Annotated in this window: 21 protein-coding genes and 1 tRNA gene; 15 read left to right on the top strand and 7 right to left on the bottom strand. The window is 72.7% G+C overall.

The annotated features are described in order from the left end of the window. Positions 1–5: 5 nt before the first annotated feature. The 5 genes from ettA to LPA54_RS07505 all read right to left on the bottom strand — a co-directional run bounded on the left by ettA (position 6) and on the right by LPA54_RS07505 (position 7806). Positions 6–1670 carry an energy-dependent translational throttle protein EttA gene (gene ettA / locus LPA54_RS07525; protein WP_228975042.1) on the bottom strand — a complete coding sequence of 555 codons (1665 nt, stop codon included), beginning with the start codon at positions 1668–1670 and terminating at the stop codon, positions 6–8. Positions 1671–2144: 474 nt separating this feature from the next. Next, positions 2145–3587: a Cys-Gln thioester bond-forming surface protein gene (locus LPA54_RS07520; RefSeq protein WP_228975041.1), complete on the bottom strand. Its 1443-nt coding sequence runs from the start codon at positions 3585–3587 to the stop codon at positions 2145–2147. A 302-nt stretch (positions 3588–3889) separates the two neighbouring features. Beyond that, positions 3890–4336 (bottom strand): single-stranded DNA-binding protein, encoded by a 447-nt coding sequence (locus tag LPA54_RS07515; protein WP_228975040.1) that lies wholly within the window; start codon positions 4334–4336, stop codon positions 3890–3892. A 140-nt stretch (positions 4337–4476) separates the two neighbouring features. Further along, the gene (locus tag LPA54_RS07510) at positions 4477–6204 is read right to left on the bottom strand and encodes a GTPase (protein WP_228975210.1); all 1728 of its coding nucleotides are present in this window, start codon (positions 6202–6204) and stop codon (positions 4477–4479) included. Positions 6205–6219: 15 nt separating this feature from the next. Continuing rightward, the gene (locus LPA54_RS07505; protein ID WP_228975039.1) at positions 6220–7806 is read right to left on the bottom strand and encodes an ATP-binding protein; all 1587 of its coding nucleotides are present in this window, start codon (positions 7804–7806) and stop codon (positions 6220–6222) included. A gap of 315 nt (positions 7807–8121) precedes the next feature. On the opposite strand from LPA54_RS07505, the gene LPA54_RS07500 reads away from it, so the two are divergent. After that, a tRNA-Arg gene (locus LPA54_RS07500) sits at positions 8122–8194 on the top strand. Between the two features lie 100 nt (positions 8195–8294). Further along, the gene (locus LPA54_RS07495; protein WP_228975037.1) at positions 8295–9251 is read left to right on the top strand and encodes a tyrosine-type recombinase/integrase; all 957 of its coding nucleotides are present in this window, start codon (positions 8295–8297) and stop codon (positions 9249–9251) included. A 25-nt stretch (positions 9252–9276) separates the two neighbouring features. On the opposite strand, the gene LPA54_RS07490 is transcribed toward LPA54_RS07495, so the two are convergent. Both LPA54_RS07490 and LPA54_RS07485 read right to left on the bottom strand, forming a co-directional pair. Next, positions 9277–9528 carry a hypothetical protein gene (locus LPA54_RS07490; RefSeq protein ID WP_228975035.1) on the bottom strand — a complete coding sequence of 84 codons (252 nt, stop codon included), beginning with the start codon at positions 9526–9528 and terminating at the stop codon, positions 9277–9279. 150 nt (positions 9529–9678) lie between these two features. Beyond that, positions 9679–10068: a helix-turn-helix transcriptional regulator gene (locus LPA54_RS07485; protein WP_228975033.1), complete on the bottom strand. Its 390-nt coding sequence runs from the start codon at positions 10066–10068 to the stop codon at positions 9679–9681. Between the two features lie 550 nt (positions 10069–10618). On the opposite strand from LPA54_RS07485, the gene LPA54_RS07480 reads away from it, so the two are divergent. The 13 genes from LPA54_RS07480 (at position 10619) to LPA54_RS07420 (ending at position 16930) form a co-directional block, all read left to right on the top strand. After that, entirely contained in the window at positions 10619–10882 is a 264-nt protein-coding gene (locus tag LPA54_RS07480; protein WP_228975208.1) for a hypothetical protein, read from the top strand. An 82-nt stretch (positions 10883–10964) separates the two neighbouring features. Beyond that, entirely contained in the window at positions 10965–11312 is a 348-nt protein-coding gene (locus LPA54_RS07475; protein ID WP_228975028.1) for a hypothetical protein, read from the top strand. Between the two features lie 11 nt (positions 11313–11323). Continuing rightward, complete coding sequence (locus LPA54_RS07470) at positions 11324–12028, top strand: hypothetical protein (RefSeq protein ID WP_228975026.1); 705 nt, start codon at positions 11324–11326, stop codon at positions 12026–12028. Positions 12029–12116: 88 nt separating this feature from the next. Further along, positions 12117–12461 (top strand): hypothetical protein, encoded by a 345-nt coding sequence (locus tag LPA54_RS07465; RefSeq protein WP_228975025.1) that lies wholly within the window; start codon positions 12117–12119, stop codon positions 12459–12461. Beyond that, a complete protein-coding gene (locus tag LPA54_RS07460; RefSeq protein ID WP_228975023.1) occupies positions 12458–13501 on the top strand; it encodes a YqaJ viral recombinase family protein in 1044 nt (347 codons plus the stop codon). Before LPA54_RS07465 ends, LPA54_RS07460 begins: the two co-directional genes overlap by 4 nt. Next, positions 13501–14274: an ERF family protein gene (locus tag LPA54_RS07455; protein ID WP_228975020.1), complete on the top strand. Its 774-nt coding sequence runs from the start codon at positions 13501–13503 to the stop codon at positions 14272–14274. The genes LPA54_RS07460 and LPA54_RS07455 overlap by 1 nt, the downstream gene beginning before the upstream one ends. Then, the gene (locus tag LPA54_RS07450; RefSeq protein ID WP_228975018.1) at positions 14271–14981 is read left to right on the top strand and encodes a 3'-5' exonuclease; all 711 of its coding nucleotides are present in this window, start codon (positions 14271–14273) and stop codon (positions 14979–14981) included. The genes LPA54_RS07455 and LPA54_RS07450 overlap by 4 nt, the downstream gene beginning before the upstream one ends. A gap of 1 nt (position 14982) precedes the next feature. Beyond that, entirely contained in the window at positions 14983–15258 is a 276-nt protein-coding gene (locus LPA54_RS07445) for a hypothetical protein (RefSeq protein ID WP_228975017.1), read from the top strand. Then, complete coding sequence (locus tag LPA54_RS07440; protein ID WP_228975015.1) at positions 15255–15743, top strand: hypothetical protein; 489 nt, start codon at positions 15255–15257, stop codon at positions 15741–15743. Before LPA54_RS07445 ends, LPA54_RS07440 begins: the two co-directional genes overlap by 4 nt. Beyond that, positions 15740–16036: a WhiB family transcriptional regulator gene (locus LPA54_RS07435; RefSeq protein WP_228975014.1), complete on the top strand. Its 297-nt coding sequence runs from the start codon at positions 15740–15742 to the stop codon at positions 16034–16036. The genes LPA54_RS07440 and LPA54_RS07435 overlap by 4 nt, the downstream gene beginning before the upstream one ends. Further along, a complete protein-coding gene (locus LPA54_RS07430; protein WP_228975011.1) occupies positions 16033–16290 on the top strand; it encodes a hypothetical protein in 258 nt (85 codons plus the stop codon). The genes LPA54_RS07435 and LPA54_RS07430 overlap by 4 nt, the downstream gene beginning before the upstream one ends. Beyond that, positions 16287–16607 (top strand): hypothetical protein, encoded by a 321-nt coding sequence (locus tag LPA54_RS07425; RefSeq protein WP_228975010.1) that lies wholly within the window; start codon positions 16287–16289, stop codon positions 16605–16607. The genes LPA54_RS07430 and LPA54_RS07425 overlap by 4 nt, the downstream gene beginning before the upstream one ends. After that, a complete protein-coding gene (locus tag LPA54_RS07420; protein ID WP_228975007.1) occupies positions 16607–16930 on the top strand; it encodes a hypothetical protein in 324 nt (107 codons plus the stop codon). Before LPA54_RS07425 ends, LPA54_RS07420 begins: the two co-directional genes overlap by 1 nt. Positions 16931–16932: the final 2 nt, after the last annotated feature.

Genomic DNA, 16932 nt, shown 5'->3' with positions numbered 1-16932 from the left:
CTTCCTCAGCCCCGGGTGAGCTTCTTGTACGTGGCGCGGTGCGGACGGGCCGCGTCCGGGCCGAGACGCTCGATCTTGTTCTTCTCGTACGACTCGAAGTTGCCCTCGAACCAGAACCACTTCGAGTCGCCCTCGTAGGCGAGGATGTGCGTGGCGACCCGGTCGAGGAACCAGCGGTCGTGGGAGACGACCACGGCCGCGCCCGGGAACTCCAGCAGCGCGTTCTCCAGCGAGGAGAGCGTCTCGACGTCGAGGTCGTTGGTCGGCTCGTCGAGGAGCAGCAGGTTGCCGCCCTGCTTGAGGGTGAGCGCGAGGTTGAGGCGGTTGCGCTCACCGCCGGACAGGACGCCGGCCGGCTTCTGCTGGTCCGGGCCCTTGAAGCCGAAGGCCGACACATAGGCGCGGGAGGGCATCTCGACCTGGCCGACGTTGATGTAGTCCAGCTCGTCGGAGACGACGGCCCACAGCGTCTTCTTCGGGTCGATGTTGGCGCGGCTCTGGTCGACGTACGAGATCTTGACGGTCTCGCCGACGCGGATGACGCCGGAGTCCGGCTCCTCCAGGCCCTGGATCATCTTGAACAGCGTGGTCTTGCCGGCGCCGTTCGGGCCGATGACGCCGACGATGCCGTTGCGCGGCAGCGAGAAGCTGAGGTCGTCGATGAGGACCTTGTCGCCGAAGGCCTTGCTGAGCTTCTCGACCTCGACGACGACGCTGCCCAGACGCGGGCCCGGCGGGATCTGGATCTCCTCGAAGTCCAGCTTCCGCATCTTGTCCGCCTCGGCGGCCATCTCCTCGTACCGGGCGAGACGCGCCTTCGACTTGGCCTGGCGGCCCTTGGCGTTGGAGCGGACCCACTCCAGCTCTTCCTTGAGCCGCTTCTGGCGCTTGGCGTCCTTCTGGCCCTCGACCTTCAGACGCGCGGCCTTGTTCTCCAGGTACGTGGAGTAGTTGCCCTCGTACGGGTGGGCGCGGCCGCGGTCCAGCTCCAGGATCCACTCGGCGACGTTGTCGAGGAAGTACCGGTCGTGGGTGATGGCGACGACGGTGCCCGCGTACTTGGCGAGGTGCTGCTCCAGCCACTGCACGGACTCTGCGTCCAGGTGGTTGGTGGGCTCGTCCAGCAGCAGCAGGTCGGGGGCCTCCAGCAGCAGCTTGCAGAGCGCGACACGGCGCTTCTCGCCGCCGGACAGGGTGGTGACCGGCCAGTCCCCGGGCGGGCAGCCGAGCGCGTCCATGGCCTGCTCGAGCTGGGCGTCGAGGTCCCACGCGTTGGCGTGGTCGAGCTCCTCCTGGAGCTTGCCCATCTCCTCCATCAGCGCGTCCGTGTAGTTCGTGGCCATCTCCTCGGCGATGGCGTTGAACCGGTCGAGCTTGCCCTTGATCTCGGCGACGCCGTCCTGCACGTTCTCCAGGACGGTCTTGGACTCGTCGAGCGGGGGCTCCTGGAGGAGGATGCCGACGGTGTAGCCGGGCGACAGGAAGGCGTCGCCGTTGGACGGCTGCTCCATCCCCGCCATGATCTTCAGCACGGTGGACTTACCGGCGCCGTTCGGGCCGACCACACCGATCTTCGCGCCGGGCAGGAAGCTCAGCGTCACGTCATCGAGGATGACCTTGTCGCCGTGCGCCTTGCGCGTCTTGCGCATCGTGTAGATGTACTCAGCCAAGAGAAACCGTCCGGCAATCAGTAGGGGTCGATTCGCGGCTCCGCCGTGAGGGCAGATACACCCCATCTTGCCGTACCGCCACCCCAGGGCGAAAACGAGTACGCGCCCGGGCCCGGCCGGGCCGGACCCGCCCGGCGCACCACCGCGGCACGCGGGCCGGGCGGCCGTCGGAACCGGTCGCGTCCCGCCGCCCGCCGGCGGGCGGCGGCGGGTCCGGGGCGGTTCCGGCCCCGGCGCCCCCGGCGCCCGCGAAGCCGCAGGCCAGGACGGGTCCGACGGCCCCCCGGCGGCCCGGAGCCCGGCCGGCCTGCCGTCCCGGGGCCCCGCGTACGGCAGCCCGCGGAGCCCGGCGTACGGCGGCCCGGCGTACGGCGGCCCGCAGCCCGGCTCCCGGCAGCCCGGCGGCCCGGAACGGGTGCGGCCCCCGGCGCGGGGCGCCGGGGGCCGTGTGGTGCGGAAGGGGGTGCCGCCGGGTCAGTGACCGGCCGCGGCGCCCTTCTTCTTGCGGAGGAAGAACACCGCGCCGCCGCCGACCAGGAGGAACGCCGCGGCGATGCCGGCGATCATCGGGGTGGCGTTGGAGGCGCCGGTCTCGGCGAGGTCACCGGTGGCGGGGGTGTCGCCGCCGCCGGTGGTGGTGTCGCCGCCGCCGGTCGTACCGCCCGAGGTGGTGCCGCCGGACTGCGGGCTGGGCTGCGAGCCGGGCTCGTCGCCGCCGGTGGCCGGGGGCTCGGTGTCACTGGTGGTCTTGCAGTCCAGGACGCCCTTGAAGGTCTTCTTCTCGCCGCCGGGCAGCTCGATGGTGAAGTCGTACGCCGCGTCCTCGGCGACCGGGACGGTCACCGTCTTGGACTCGCCGGCGCCGATCGTGTGCGTGGTCTTCAGCAGCTCGAAGGTGAAGGGCTCGTCGCCCTCGTTCTTCGCGGTGACGTCGACGCCGCCCTTGGCGCAGTTCTTCTCGGCGGTAAGCGCCGGGATCGCGCCCTTCTTCGCCCAGGTGGCGGTGGCGGCCGCGGTGACCGTCGACTCGCTGGAGCCGGCGAGGATCTGCGTCTGGCTCTTGGAGAGGCTGGCGAACGCGCGGCCCACGGAGACGGAGGTGCCCGTCTGGAGGCCGAACGAGGCGGTGCCGTCGGCGGTGCCGGCCGGCACGTCGACGTACAGCTCGGTGCCGTCGGTGACCTCGGTGACCGGCTTGCCGTCCTTGTCGGTGACCTTGACGCCGGGGGCGTCGGGGGCGGTCACGGAGGCGCGCTCGGCGTTGGTGCGGACCGTGAGCGGGCCCAGCTTGCCGCCGGCCTTGCCGGAGACCGCGTTGGGCTCCAGGCTCAGGGACGCCTTCGGCTCCTGGAGCTTCTCGGCCTTCGACTCCAGCCAGTCGGCGAGCTTCTCGGCGGCCGGGTCGAGCGCCTCGACGTTCACGCCGTCGGAGAAGCGCCAGATGGCGACCTGGGTGCCCGCGGCGGCGGTCTCCTTGGTCAGGGCGCCCGCGCCGGCCTTCTGGGCCAGGCCCGCGAGGTCGTCGACCTGCGGGTAGGAGTTCTTCAGGATCCAGAGGATCTTGCCCGCCTGCTCGTTGCGGCCGAGCGAGGTCTGGTCCCAGGAGGTCTCCAGGTACTTGGCCTTCTGCTGCGTCGGGTTGTGGATGTCGATGCAGTACGTCTTGAGCGTGCCGCCACCGTCGACGGCCATCTCGAAGAGGCCCGCGGGCAGCTCCTTGTTCTTGCCGCCGGCGCGGAGCACGGCGCGGTCCTGGATGGTCAGGCCGTTGAGGGTGGCGGAGGCGCCGCCCTGGTGCTGGGGGTTGCCCTCGTCGGCGACGGCCACGGCCGTCCCGGCTATGGAGGCCCCCGCGATCAGACCGGAGGTCAGGACCGCGGTGGCGAGCCGGCGGCCGAGCCGCTCCCGCCCGTTCACAGAAAACGCAGCAAACACAGATTTCCCCTCTGGGCGAGACCCCTCGACGCGGATCGCGGCGCGTGACACGGCGCGGACACGTGGGGGGTGGGACTCGCCTGATGACTCAAGTGCCCCGTGAGTACCGGAATCCTAGAGAGGTGGCATCGGCGAGTCCCCCCTGAGGTCCCCACTCAACCATTCCGAATCTGAATCGTTATCGAAAACCACCCGTCCGAGGGGTGCTTTTCAGCCGCCGTTCCCCTAAGTCCCCCTGTCCTACGTCCCGTTCGGACTGGTATGGGCGGTCTCCTGAGGCCATCTCAGCTCCGCACCAGCCGTGGATCCTCCGCGGGGACCTGTTCACTCCCTCCCGTCATGGCTTGTTCGGCTCCCCGTTTCCCGCCGCGGCGGAACGCGGCCGTCCCCCGCGTCAGGTCGTGACCCACCGCGACGGCGTCGATGTCCACGAACGTCCGCCGCTGCCCCTGCCCGTCCCCGCCGCCGCCCGGCTCCTCCCGCACCCGCAACCTGCCGTGGACGACGAGGGGCTCACCCACCGTCACCGACGCGGCGAGGTTCTCACCGAGCTGCCGCCAGGCGCTCACCGTGTAGAAGCTGGTGGGCCCGTCCGCCCACACGGACCGCTCCCGGTCCCACCGGCGGGTCGTGGCGGCGAAGCGGAACCTCGCCACCCCGCCGCCCGCGGTCTGCCGGTACTCGACGTTCGTCGCGACGTTCCCCACGACCGTCACCAGGGTGTCGTTCATGACGCCTCCTCCCTCCTCGGCCGCGCTCCCCCGCGCCGCCTCGCGCTCCCATCCTGGACGCCCGGCCCGGATCCCGCCGGGCCTGTGGACGAAGGCCGCACCGGGGCCGGCCCGGCGGCAGCGGCCTGGGGAGAACTCCGTCACCCGCCGGTGGGACGGCGGCCGGAGACGGTCGCGTACTGCTCGCGCACCTCGCGGTAGCGCATCAGCTCGGCGGCGATCGGGTCGAGGACCCGCGCCCGGCCGCAGGACGCCGCCGCCTCCCGCAGCCGCCGCTCCGTGTCGTTGCCGTACCGGCGCGCCGGGCCGCGGGCCGCCGCCGCGCAGGCCCACTCGACGAGCGGACCACCGACGATCCCGCCGAGCATGACCAGCACCGGCCGGGTGAGGCCGGGCTCCACCAGGCCGGTGATCTGCCCGACGAGCCACAGCGCGCCGAAGATCTGGAGCAGGGTCATGGACGCCTGGACGAGCACGGCCACCGGCCACCAGGCGGGGCGCGGCGGGCGGCCCCCGCCGCGCGACTCGCGCTCCCGCGCGGCCAGTTCGTCCAGCGCCTCGGGCAGGTCCCGCGCGCCGCGCACCGCCGCCTCCCGCACGGCCTGTGCCCAGGGCGCGGGCAGGCCGTGCGCGGCCTCCTCCGCGACGACGCGGACGGCCTGCTCGACGCGCTGGCGCGCCGTCGGCTCCTCCTCCGGCGGCTCGGCCTCGCCGGGTTCGCCCCCGCGGGCGGCGGCGGGCGTGCGCAGCCGCTCGTACCAGCGCCACAGGCGCAGCCACGGGGTGCCGCAGGCGCGGGAGGCGTTGCGCCGCCACTCGCGTTCGGCGGCCTCCCCGGCGGCGGTGGCGCCCACCGCGACGGCGAGGCGGGCGCCGAAGTCCTCCTGGGACCGCTCGCCCAGACCGGGCCGCCCCTCGCCGACGTACACGGGCTGGAGCCGGGCGGCCGCCGCGTCGACGTCGGCGGAGAGCCGCCGCTCGGCGGCGGTGCGGGCCTGGACGAAGGCGCCGAGCATCTCGCGCAGTTCGGTGACGCCCTCGCCGGTCAGCGCGGACAGGGCGAGCACCGTGGCGCCCGGCTCGCCGTGCTCCCCGAGGGCCACGCCGTCCTCGTCGAGGAGGCGGCGCAGGTCGTCCAGGACCTGGTGGGCGGCGTCACCGGGGAGCCGGTCGACCTGGTTGAGCACGACGAAGGTGACCTCGGCGTGCCCGGCCAGGGGCCGCAGGTACCGCTCGTGGAGGGCGGCGTCCGCGTACTTCTCGGGGTCGACGACCCAGATCACCGCGTCGACGAGGCCGAGGATCCGGTCGACCTGGTCGCGGTGGGCGGTGAGCGCCGAGTCGTGGTCGGGCAGGTCGACGAGGACCAGGCCCTGGAGGGCCTCGTCGCCGGCGCCGCCCGCCAGGGGGCGGCGCCGCAGCCGGCCGGGGATGGCGAGCCGGTCCAGCAGGCCGGCCGCCCCCTCCGACCAGGCGCAGGCGATGGGGGCGGCGGTGGTGGGGCGGCGCAGGCCGCTCTCGGAGATCGGCACCCCGGCCAGCGCGTTGATCAGGGTCGACTTGCCGCTGCCCGTGGCGCCGGCGATGGCGACGACGGTGTGGCGGGCGGAGAGCCGCCGGCGGGCGGCGGCCTCGTCGAGGACCCGGCCCGCCTCGGCGAGGTCGTCGGGGTCGAGGCGGGTGGCGGACAGCCCGAGCAGTTCGCGCAGGGCGGCGAGGCGCTCGCGCAGGGGGCCCGGGTAGCCGCCGCCCACGGGCGGGTACCCGCCCGGCCCGGGGGGCGCGCCGCCGCCCGCGCCGGGGTCCTCGTAGACGGCTCGGTCGCTGGCGCGGCGAGCGATCAGCCCGTCGTCCCACGTCTGGTCCACGGCGCTCACCCGCCGTCACCTCTCCTTCTGCAGCAGGGACAGCGCGGCGATGAGCTCGGCCTGCGGGTCCGGGGTGATGCCGAGCGCGTCCAGCGGTGCCAGTCGGCGGTCCCGTTCCTCGTGCAGGACGCGGTCGATGTACGTGGTGATCAGGTCGGCGGCCCGGTCGCGGAGGCGCAGGGTGCCCTGGGCGCCGAGGAGCTCAGCGAGCTGCTCGCCCGCGCCGCGCGCCCGGCGCCCGCCGAGGAGCGCGGCGGCGAGCAGGGCGCCGACGGTGTCGGGGTCGGGCACGGTGGGGCGGTCCGTGCGCCGCACCTCGTCCTCGGCGAGCTCCTCCAGGACGCGCCGCCAGCGGCGTACGGCCATGCCGACCCGTTCCGCGGCCTCCCGGTCGAGGCCGGCGGGGAGGGGGTCGCCGAGCGCCGCGGCGGCCGGTTCGCGCCGCCACGCCTCCCGTACCCGCTCGTCGGCGGCGGCGACGGCGCAGTGCAGGAGGGCGCCGAAGGAGCCGGTCAGGGCGTCGAGCAGCTCGGCGGCGGTGCAGTCCTTGGGGTGGGCGCGCCAGCGGGTGCGGGCGTCCCCGGCGAGGACGGCGCCGCGCGCCAGTTCGCTGCGGACCCGGTCGCCCTCGCGGTCGTACGCCGTCTCGACGGCGCCGGCCAGCCGGACGGCGGCGGCGCACTGGGCGGCGACGGCGCCGGCCAGCTCCGGCACGCGCACCCGCAGGGAGGCGACGACGCCGCCGGCGGTGCGGCCGACGGTCTGCTGGCGGGCCGCCGGGTCCTGCACCCGGTGGGCGAGCCAGGCGCGCAGGGGGGCGACGGCGGTGTCGGGCAGCAGGCCGCTGCCGCCGCCTGCGGACTCGGGCAGCTCCGGGACGGTGAAGCGCGGCACGGCGCCGAGCCCGGCGCGCACGAGGAGCGCCTCGTACTGGCGGGAGACCTCCCCGATGACCTGGTGCGGCACCCGGTCCAGGACGGTGACGAGGGTCGCGTCGTACTCCTTCGCGGTGCGGAGCAGGTGCCAGGGGACGGCGTCGGCGTAGCGGGACGCGGTCGTGACCATCACCCAGATGTCGGCGGCGCACATCAGCTCGGCGGCGAGTTCGCGGCCCTCGACGACGAGGGAGTCGATGTCGGGCGCGTCGAGCAGGGCGAGTCCGCGGGGGACGGTGTCGGCGGTCTCCACGCGCAGCGCGGGGCCGCCGTCCCCCTCGTCGTCGTCCTCGGCGCCGGGTCCGCAGACGCGGGCGAGCCGGGGGAGGACGCGCGGCCCGGAGAACCAGTGGTGGTCGTCCGGGTGGCAGACGAGGACGGGGACGCGGGTGGTGGGCCGGAGTACGCCGGCCTCGCTGAGGGGGCGCCCCACAAGGGAGTTGAGGAGTGTTGACTTGCCGGCACCCGTCGATCCGCCGATGACGGCGAGCAGGGGCGCTTCGGGCTCTCTCAGCCGTGGCACCAGGTAGTCGTCGAGCTGCGCGAGCAGCTCGGTCCTCGTCTGCCGGGCCCGGGAGGCCCCGGGGATCGGCAGTGGGAGACGCACGGCGGCGACACTGTCGCGCAGGGCGGAGAGTGCGTCGAGGAGCTGAGGCCGTGCATCCAAGGTCACCACATGTGAAGAATGCCCAATTTCAGCATCTTTTTGAAGCGTATGCCCCTCCCTGCGCGCCGATCGGACAGAAGGGATAGAAGGGATGAGTGGGGCGCAGGCATAACGAGTGCACAACACCCGGGGCGCGAGGCGCGAAAAGCGCTGCGGGAATCGCACCTGCCTGCGATTATCGATGTCGCTTCACTGAACCTCCACATCGTGCCACGCAGGTGAAGCGACCGGGCCAAGGTGATCGGAGCCCTATCCTTGACCCCGGCCAGGTCACGGACCACCCACCCGGGCTCCCGAGGCCGCAGGCCACCACCGGCCCCCGTAGCTCAGTGGATAGAGCAGGTGCCTTCTAAGCACTTGGCCGCAGGTTCGAGTCCTGCCGGGGGCGCACATCACCTCTCACCAGCAAGAATCCCCGGAAGGGGTCGCGCTGGCCGGATAGCACAGGGGATATGGACCAAGTGCCTCGCCCGGTTCTAACCTGGGGCATGGCCATCAGCAAGCCGTACGACATCGCCCCACTGGCGTCCTCCTGGAGCCGCTCCCTGCGGGCCCGGAATCTCTCCGTGAACACCCTCCGCGTCTACGACCGAGCCGTCGCCGGCTTCCGCGACTTCCTCCTCAACTACCAGGCCCGTGACGGGCGCCCGGCGCCCACAACGCTCGACGGAGAGGCTGGCATCCACCGCGAGCACGTCGAGACGTACATCTCGGACCTCCTCCAGCGCACCAGTCCGGCCACCGCGCACCAGTACTTCCGCTGCCTGAAGACGTTCTTCAACTGGCTGGTCGACGAGGAGGAGATCAACCGCTCCCCCATGCGCACGATGAAGCCGCCGCAGCTCCCGGAGGTGGAGGTGCCGATCATCCCCGACGACGCGCTGAAGAAGCTGCTGGCGACGTGCAAGGGCAAGACGTTCGAGGACCGGCGCGACCTCGCCGTCATCATGATGTTCCTCGACACCGGGGCGCGGCTCAGCGAGCTGACGGAGCGCACCCTGGACAAGCTCGACTTGGACCTCATGGTGCTGCACGTGAAGGGGAAGGGCGACCGGGAGCGGCCGGCCCCGTTCGGGCGGGCGACCGCGGTGGCGATGGACCGCTACCTGCGGGCCGCGTCGAAGCACATCGGACGCACGCTCGAAGGATCGGATCCACTGTGGATCGGCGTGAAGACGAAGCGGGCGCTGACGATTTGGGGCGTCGGGTCCCTGGTGGAGCGGCGCTGCAAGGAGGCCGGCATCCCGCACATCCACCCGCACCAGTTCCGGCATACGCTGGCGCACAAGTGGAAGCTGGACGGCGGGAACGAGGACTCGCTGATGCGCATCATGGGATGGCGCTCGCGTCAGATGCTCAGCCGGTACGGCTCGTCGGCAGGCGAGGAGCGGGCACGGCTTGAGCACAGGAGCCTGAGCCCCGGCGACCGGCTGAATGGGGGGTAGGCCGGGCCGGGGCTGGCTGCTCTGATCAGGCGGGGTCGCTCTGCGGGTGCGGGGCGGCCCTGTTCTGTGCGTGCTGCTGGTCGCAGGTGCCTCGCCGGTGCCAGCGGCCGGTATCGATGGCCTCCTGGAACACCTCTTGGAGGCTCTTGGCGATGTCCTCGGCGGGCTGGGTGAAGTCGATGCCGAAAACTAGGTCGGTGAGCGAGTCCGATACCGCGACGGGCGCCTCCCCGTGCAGGTCTATCGCCTCCACGTGCACGCGCGGCCTTTCCGTCATTCGACCCCCAATCCCGTGCGTAGGCAGGCAGGCATATGCCGTACGCACGTTCGAAGCGCACGAGGTTAGGTCACTCTACGCTGCCACACGCACCAGCGGGGTCACCGTTTCTGGTGAATACGAAACTTTCTGTACCCGTAGCGGAAGCGCTCACTCCTGCCGCTTGGCGCGGTCGAGGAAGGCACGGACCGTGGGCATGTCGTCGGCGGTGCGATCAGGGGCGTGTGCGACACGCACGACGAGGTCGTCCTCGCCGGGCGGGGTGTCGTACGGGTCATCGACCGCGATCCCAACGTACTGGGCCATGGCGGCGGCCTGGACGCGCGCGAGGGGCACGTCGAGACCCGCTGCGATGGCGGCCAGTACCTCAGGGGTGATCTTGATGCGGTGTCCCTGCACGAGGTTGCCGACCGTGCTCTTGCTGATTGATGTCCCCGACTCTGGGTCGACAGCACGTTCAGCGAAGGCCCGGACCGTGAGCGGCCGGCCCTCGCCCACATGCTCTTGGACGAGGCGCGTCAGCGCATCCTGCTCCGGCATCGATTGAGCCCCTTTAGACGTCCTGTGTCCACACTGTCCCGGTAGGAACAGACAAAACATTCCCGGTCACCGGCGAGTAAGGCAACCCTTCGCCGTGGACAGTCATTGTCCACGACCTTGGACACGCGGCGATAGCCGACCCCCGCATATTGGCGGGATGTTGACCGAAGATGTGGACACGAGCTTGTCCATGAAGCTGGACAAGCTCTGTCCTACGTGTCATGGTGGAGCCGTCCAGAAACGTGGACAACGAACGGGAGAACCGTGGCTCGCTACCGCCTCCACTCCGGCGACCTGCTGAGACGACTGCTCAACACCTCCGACGACGGGGAACCCCGCACGGTCCGCGAACTCGCGGCCCGGACCGGTTTGAGCAAGAGCAAGATCCAGGCACTGGTGGACGAGGATCGGCCGACCGTCACGGGCGACGAGGCGCGACGAATCGCCAAGGCGTACCGACTCGAACCCCGCGCGCTCGTACACCCGGCGTCCATGTCCATGGACATGGACGTCGACCCGATAACCCGAAAGGAGTCCCCCGGTGGAACCGATGAGCCCTGCGGAGAGGTCGCTCCGGGCCCGGCTGGCCTCGCAGGTCAGCTGGACGAACACGCTCGACCCCCGGAGCCGCACGGCGAAGGCCCGTGCCGCGGCCGCCGCCCGTTTTGAGCGGCAGGCCCGCGAGATGCACCCCGACGCGACGGACGAGCAGATCGCCCGCATCGCCAAGCAGCTGAGGTCGGCCCACGCGACGCGGATGGCGCTGGCGGCGGCGAAGTCGCGCCGCGCCAAGGCCGCCGCGCAGGCCGCCTGACCCACGAAAACGGGGCCGCAGGACCGGGCCTGGTCCGTGCGACCCCTCGGCTCACCTCACCAAACCAGAAACGAGGTTCACCGTGGCCATTGACCTTACCCGCCGACTGCCGGAGGTCTCGATCGAGACCGCGCAGCGCGACGGGCACATGTCCGCCCTCGCGGCGGCCGAGCACATCATGAGCACCTCCCCGGTCGTGCCGACCGTGTTGGAGACCCACTGCAAGCCGTGGGCCACCACCACGCCGCGCGTCGTCGCGTACTTCTTCGACGCCCCGGCCGACGTGAGGCAGTTCGCGGAGCACTTCGCGCTCGTCCTGACGAGGCGGTCCGTGGACGACGAGGTGACGGAGGTCGCCGCGCGGGGGGTCGTGTACGGCGTGGAGGTCCGCGCCTGGACGCGTGTCTCCGGTCAGGCGGTCGCCGCGTGAACGCCCGGCGCGTGAACAGCGCGGCCGGCGTGGTGCACGCGGCGATGCAGTCCCGGCAGACGGCGGCTGGGATCGCCGCGGCGCTGGAGGCGGCGTGTCTGCTCCAGTCGCCGGAGTCGGCGGCGGAGCAGCTGGAGAGGGCGACCGCGCTGGCGGACACGCTGGACGCGCTGCTCGCGGTGACGACTGAGCGGGACGCCCTGCGGGCGCGGGTCGCCGAGCTGGAGGTAGAGCGGCCGATCGACGACGAGCGGCTCGCGCTGATCCGGCGGCGCCGGACGCATTGCGAGGCCACTCGGTACGAACGGGACGACGAGCGTCCGCTGCACGAGTGGGGGCCGTCGCAGCACCCGAGGCGCGAGATGTGCCAGCGCTGCACCGTGCTGCGGGAGTGGGCGGAGGACGCGGACGCTGACGAGGTCGTCCTGCTGGGCGAGGTCGACCGGCTGCGGGCGCGGATCGCCGAGCTGGAGGCCGGGGACGGTCGGACGCGGACCGTCGACGAGGACCCGATCGCGTACGTGCTGACCGACGAGGCGACGGCGCTGGGCGCCGCCGAAGCGTCGGAGCGGCTGCGCGCGCTGCTGGCCCCCGCGACGGGGCCGTTGCCGGCGGAGGTGCTCGCGGAGCGGCTGCCGTCCCGGGAGGACGGGTTCCGCTCGCCGCTGCACACGGACTACCGGCTGCCGCACGACTTGCCCGAGGTGACGCCGTGACGTGGCCCTGGCTGTGCCCCTCCGTCGCTCTCCTCGGCCTGGCCCTCGTGTGGCTGGCCCTCCTCCTCGACTCCACCAGGAGCACCCGATGACCGACCGCATCACCGGCCCCATCCCGATCGACATCAACCGCATCCCCGCCGGGGTCGTCCTCGACATGACCGCCCTCACCCGCCTCATCGTCGGCGACGTCCTCGACGCGCTCCTCGACCCGGACGACACCGGGGCGTGGGACCGGCTCCACGAGCTGGCCGAGGGCGTCCCGGCGACGGACGGCCGCCTGCCGTACGAGGAGCTGGAGGCCGAGCTGGTCGACCGGGCGTCGTCGCGGGTGCCGCTGTACGGGGCGCGGGCGCGGGAGTTGGCCGAGCGGCTGTATGCGGCCGCGGGGGTCCGGCGGATCCCGACGCAGCGTGAGGCAGGTGCCGCATGACGAAGACCGCGCTGGCCGGGGCTCAGGCCCCGGCCGCCGGCCGCCGGGTCACCCCCACCGGCCGCCTCATCCTCCCCGCCGACGCCGACCGCGCCGACTGGCTCGCCGCCCGCCGCGACGGCATCGGCTCCAGCGACGTCCCCGCCATCCTCGGTCTTGTCGAGCAGAACCCGCCGCTCAAGGTCTACCTCGACAAGCGCGGCGAGGACATCGATGACGCCGGAGAGGCGGCGTTCTGGGGCACCGTCCACGAAGAGCCCGTGGCCCGCGTCTGGGCCATGCGCAACCGGTCGGTGATCCGCCGCGTCGGCCTCGTCGCCCACGTCGACCACCCGCACCGCATGACCACCTTGGACCGGCGCATCACCGAATGCCCGCTGGCCGAGGACGAGCGGATCCCCTGCGCCCTGGAGGTCAAGACCCGCTCCGCATTCAAGTCGGCGCAGTGGCACGCCGGCCCGCCGGACGACGTGCTGGCGCAGATCCTCCACCAGATCAGCGTGTGCGGCTACGAGCACATGCACTACGCCGTCCTGATCGGCGGGAACGAGTACCACCAGGGCGTTGTCCGCGCCGACCAGTACGCAGACGTCATCGCCGACATCGAGACCGCCGTCGACCGGTTCTGGACCAACCACGTGCAGCCCGGCGTCCCGCCGGAGCCGACGGGCAACCCCGAGCACATCGTCAGCCTGTACCGCCGCCTGCACCCAGAACGCTCGGGGTCGGTCGACATCGACCGGCACGACGACGCCCTCGACGCCCTCCACGACTACGAGCAGGCCCGCCTCGCCGAGGCCGCCGCTAAGCACCAGAAGACCGCGGCGAAGGCCCGGATGCTCGCCGCCCTCGACGGGGCGCAGGCCGCTCTCGTCGGCGGTGAGACCGCCTACGAGATGGCGCCGACCGCCGGCCGACCCGCAGTCGACCTGGAGTTGCTCGCCGAGCGCTGGCCGGACGCCTACGCCGCGTGCGTGTCGTGCACGCCGGGCGAGCGCCTCGACATCGCCAAGACCTACCGCCACAAGGAGATGTCCTGATGGGACTCCGGGAGAACGCGGCCGCAGCGGCCGGACGACAGCTCGCCGAGGAGGACCGTACGGGCACGGCCGAACACGAGTCGGCCCCGGCGCCGGATCCGATGGCCACCTACGAGCCGGGCGACGGCAACCCGGACATGGTGCCGGTGCACATCGCGTGGCTTCGTGTGCGGCGCGAGGTGCGCGCCATCTCCAAGGGCGAGCAGTACAACGGCGGCGGCACCCGCTTCAACTTCCGTGGCGTGGACACGGTGGTGAACACCTTCGGGCCGGTCACGGTGCGGCACGGCGTCAACATCTTCCCGGTCGACGTGGAGGCGGAGTACCGCGACACCACGACGTCTAAGGGCAGCAAGATGCGCGAGTGCACGGTGCGTGTGTCCTGGCTGGTGATGGGCCCGAAAGGCGACACGCTGCCGCTGCTGCGCTCGCAGGGTGAGGCGCTGGACTCGGCGGACAAGGCCACAGCGAAAGCCCAGTCCGTGGCGCTGCGGGTGCTGCTGCTGACCGGCGGTCTGACGCCGACCCACGACAAGGACCCCGACGCGTCGTACATGCAGCGCGGTGAAGCCCCGACCCGCCCGGCCGTGAGCTACCTGGACGAGATCTGCAACCCGCGCACCAGCGCCGGCCGGCTGCGGCAGATCCACTACGAGCTGCGCACGACACAGCAGCTCGGCGCGCTCGTCACGAACGAGACGGGCGACGAGGAGGCCATCGGCGAGATGGTCGTTCGCATCGGCAAGGAGCGCACCGCCGGGGGTGTCGCGTGAGCTGGCACACCGGCCGCCTGTGTGGCTTCGACCTGGAGACCACCGGCGTCGACGTCGAGACCGACCGCATCGTCACCGCCTGCGTCGTCCAGTGCGGCGGCGACCAGCCCACCCAGTCCGCCACCTGGCTCGCCGACCCCGGCGTGCCGATCCCCGACGGCGCCGCCGCCGTCCACGGCATCACCACCGACCGGGCCCGCGCCGAGGGCCGGCCCGCGGCGGAGGTCGTCGGGGACGTGCTGGCCGCGCTCCGCCAGGCCATCGCACACGGCGTGCCGATCGTCGCGATGAACGCCCGCTTCGACCTCACGATGCTCGACCGGGAGGCCCGCCGGCACGGCCACGACCCGCTGCCCGACGGACTCACGGGGCTGTGCGTGGTCGACCCGCTGGTGCTGGACAAGGCCGTCGACAAGTACCGGCGCGGCTCCCGCAAGCTCGTCGACCTGTGCGCGCACTACGAGGTGCCGATCGGCGAGGCCCACACCGCGGACGCCGACGCCATCGCCGCGTGCCGGGTCGCCTGGCGGATCGCCACCCGCTACCCGCGCGTCGCCGGCTACCCGCTGCCGGAGCTGCACGCGGTGCAGGCCGGGTGGGCCGCCGAGCAGGCCGCGTCGCTTCAGGAGTACCTGCGCCGCAAGGACCCGGCGGCGGTCTGCCGGCCCGAGTGGCCCCTGATCCCGCACCAGCAGAACGGAGCCTGACATGAGTCGTCTCGCCCGCCGCCTCACCGCGGCCCGCAACGTCATCGCAGGGCAGGCCGCCCGCATCCGCGAGCTGGAGCGGCTGCTCGCTGCCGAGCAGGACCGCGCCCGTGCCCTGGCCACCGAGCGGCCCGAGCAGGCCGCCCTCGTCGAGCTGAGGCACCGCCTGCGTCTGTCGGAGCAGGCCCGCGCCAGCCTCGACGCGCAGATCCTCACCCTCCAGGCCGCGAACGAGCACGGCGCCCGCACCGAGTACGACCGGCGGTGGGCCGCGTGACCACCACTCAGACCCCCGCGGCCGGGCTGACCACCCGCCCGGCCGCGGCCGGGGCCACCTACACCATCACCCTCAAGGCCGGCCTCGAACTCCTCAACAGCAACCAGCGACTCCACCACGCCCCCAAGGGTCGCCGCACCCGCGCGATCCGCGAAGCCGCCATGGTGGCCGTCAGCGAGAACGAGACCCTCATGGCCGCACTCGCCGCGGCCAAGCCCGGTCCCCTCTTCCAGCGCGCCCACATCTTCGGCATCTACCACCCCGCGACCTCGGGCCGGTGCGACCCGGCGAACTGGTACCCGTCCTTCAAGGCCGCGGTCGACGGGCTGGTCGACGCGGGCCTCCTGGACGACGACGACCACACCCGAGTCGTCGGGCCCGACATGCGGCTCGGCTGCAAGGTCAAGGGCGGGCGGATCGCTCTCGTGGTCCGCGGACTGGAGGCGGGCCAGGACTGGCCCGACTTCGGGGCGGTGGCCGCATGAGCCTGCACTGGGCCACCCACTGGAACTACGCCCCCGAGACCCGCCGCCCGGCGGACTGGCGCCACTTCGCCGCCTGCCGCGATGTCGACCCGGACCTGTTCTTCCCCACCGGCACCACCGGGCCCGCCATCGCGCAGGCCGAGGAGGCCCGGTCCGTCTGCCACTCCTGCCCCGTGATGCAGACCTGCCGGCAGTGGGCCCTCGACACCCGCCTGGAGGAAGGCGTCGCCGGCGGGCTGACCGAGGGCGAGCGGCGCTCGATCCACCGGAAGCGCCGGAGGACCGCCTCATGACCGGCCCCGCCCGCGTCATCGACGCGCTGTACGTCGACTGCGGCGAGGGACGCGAGATCCGCCACGGCGACCGCGCCGGCCAGATCACGTGGCGCCGCCAGCCCCGCGCCCGCTTCGAGTGCCTCCGCTGCCACACCGTCGAGGGCCCCGTCACCGGCCCGCTCGCCGTGCAGCGGTTCGCCGCCACCATCCGCACCACCCACCGGGCCACCTGCCCGGCGGCCGCCACCCACCACGGAAGGACCGCAGCATGACCCTCCACATCGACGCCGACGTGAAGTTCGACAGCAAGGTGCTCACCGACGTCGCCGAAGCCCTGGAGCCGTTCGCGACCGAGATGTTCAAGCAGCGCCGCGGCCGGTGGATGGCCGTCGTCGAGCTGGCGCACGTTGAGCGCACCGAGCCCGGCCCCGACGAGGACAAGAACCCCGCCGTGAAGGTCCGCGTGGTCGGCATCGAGGTGGCCGGCGACGAGATCAGCGGCGGCCGACTCCGCAGTGTCCAGCGGGAGATGTACGAGCGGCGCACCAGCGGCGGCACCCTCTGGCAGGACGACAGCGAGGTCGCCTGATGGCCGGGCGCGCGGTACGGCGAGGCGGCGACGACTCCCGCTGCCCCGCCTGCCGCGCGCCCCTCCTCACCCAGTGGGTCGGCGATCGCGCAGCCCTCAAGGCAGTCGTCGACCCCACCGCTCCGCTCACCCCCGACGAGCAGGCGGCCGCCCGCGGCCCCAACCGGCTCATCTGGTGCCTCTACAAGCCCCACCCGCAGGCACCGGCCCGGCTCCGGTGGATCCACCGCGGACACCCCGCCACCTGCCCCCACCCTCACGTCGCCGACCACCACTGCCCCGGCCCCCGCCCGGCGGGGCCCCAGCCCGACACCTTGTTCTGAGG

Origin of the sequence: Streptomyces sp. DH12 (assembly GCF_020873895.1) — a bacterium.
GTDB lineage: Bacteria > Actinomycetota > Actinomycetes > Streptomycetales > Streptomycetaceae > Streptomyces.
Note: the sequence above shows the minus strand (reverse complement) of the source record. Positions and strands in the feature narration are given on the sequence as shown.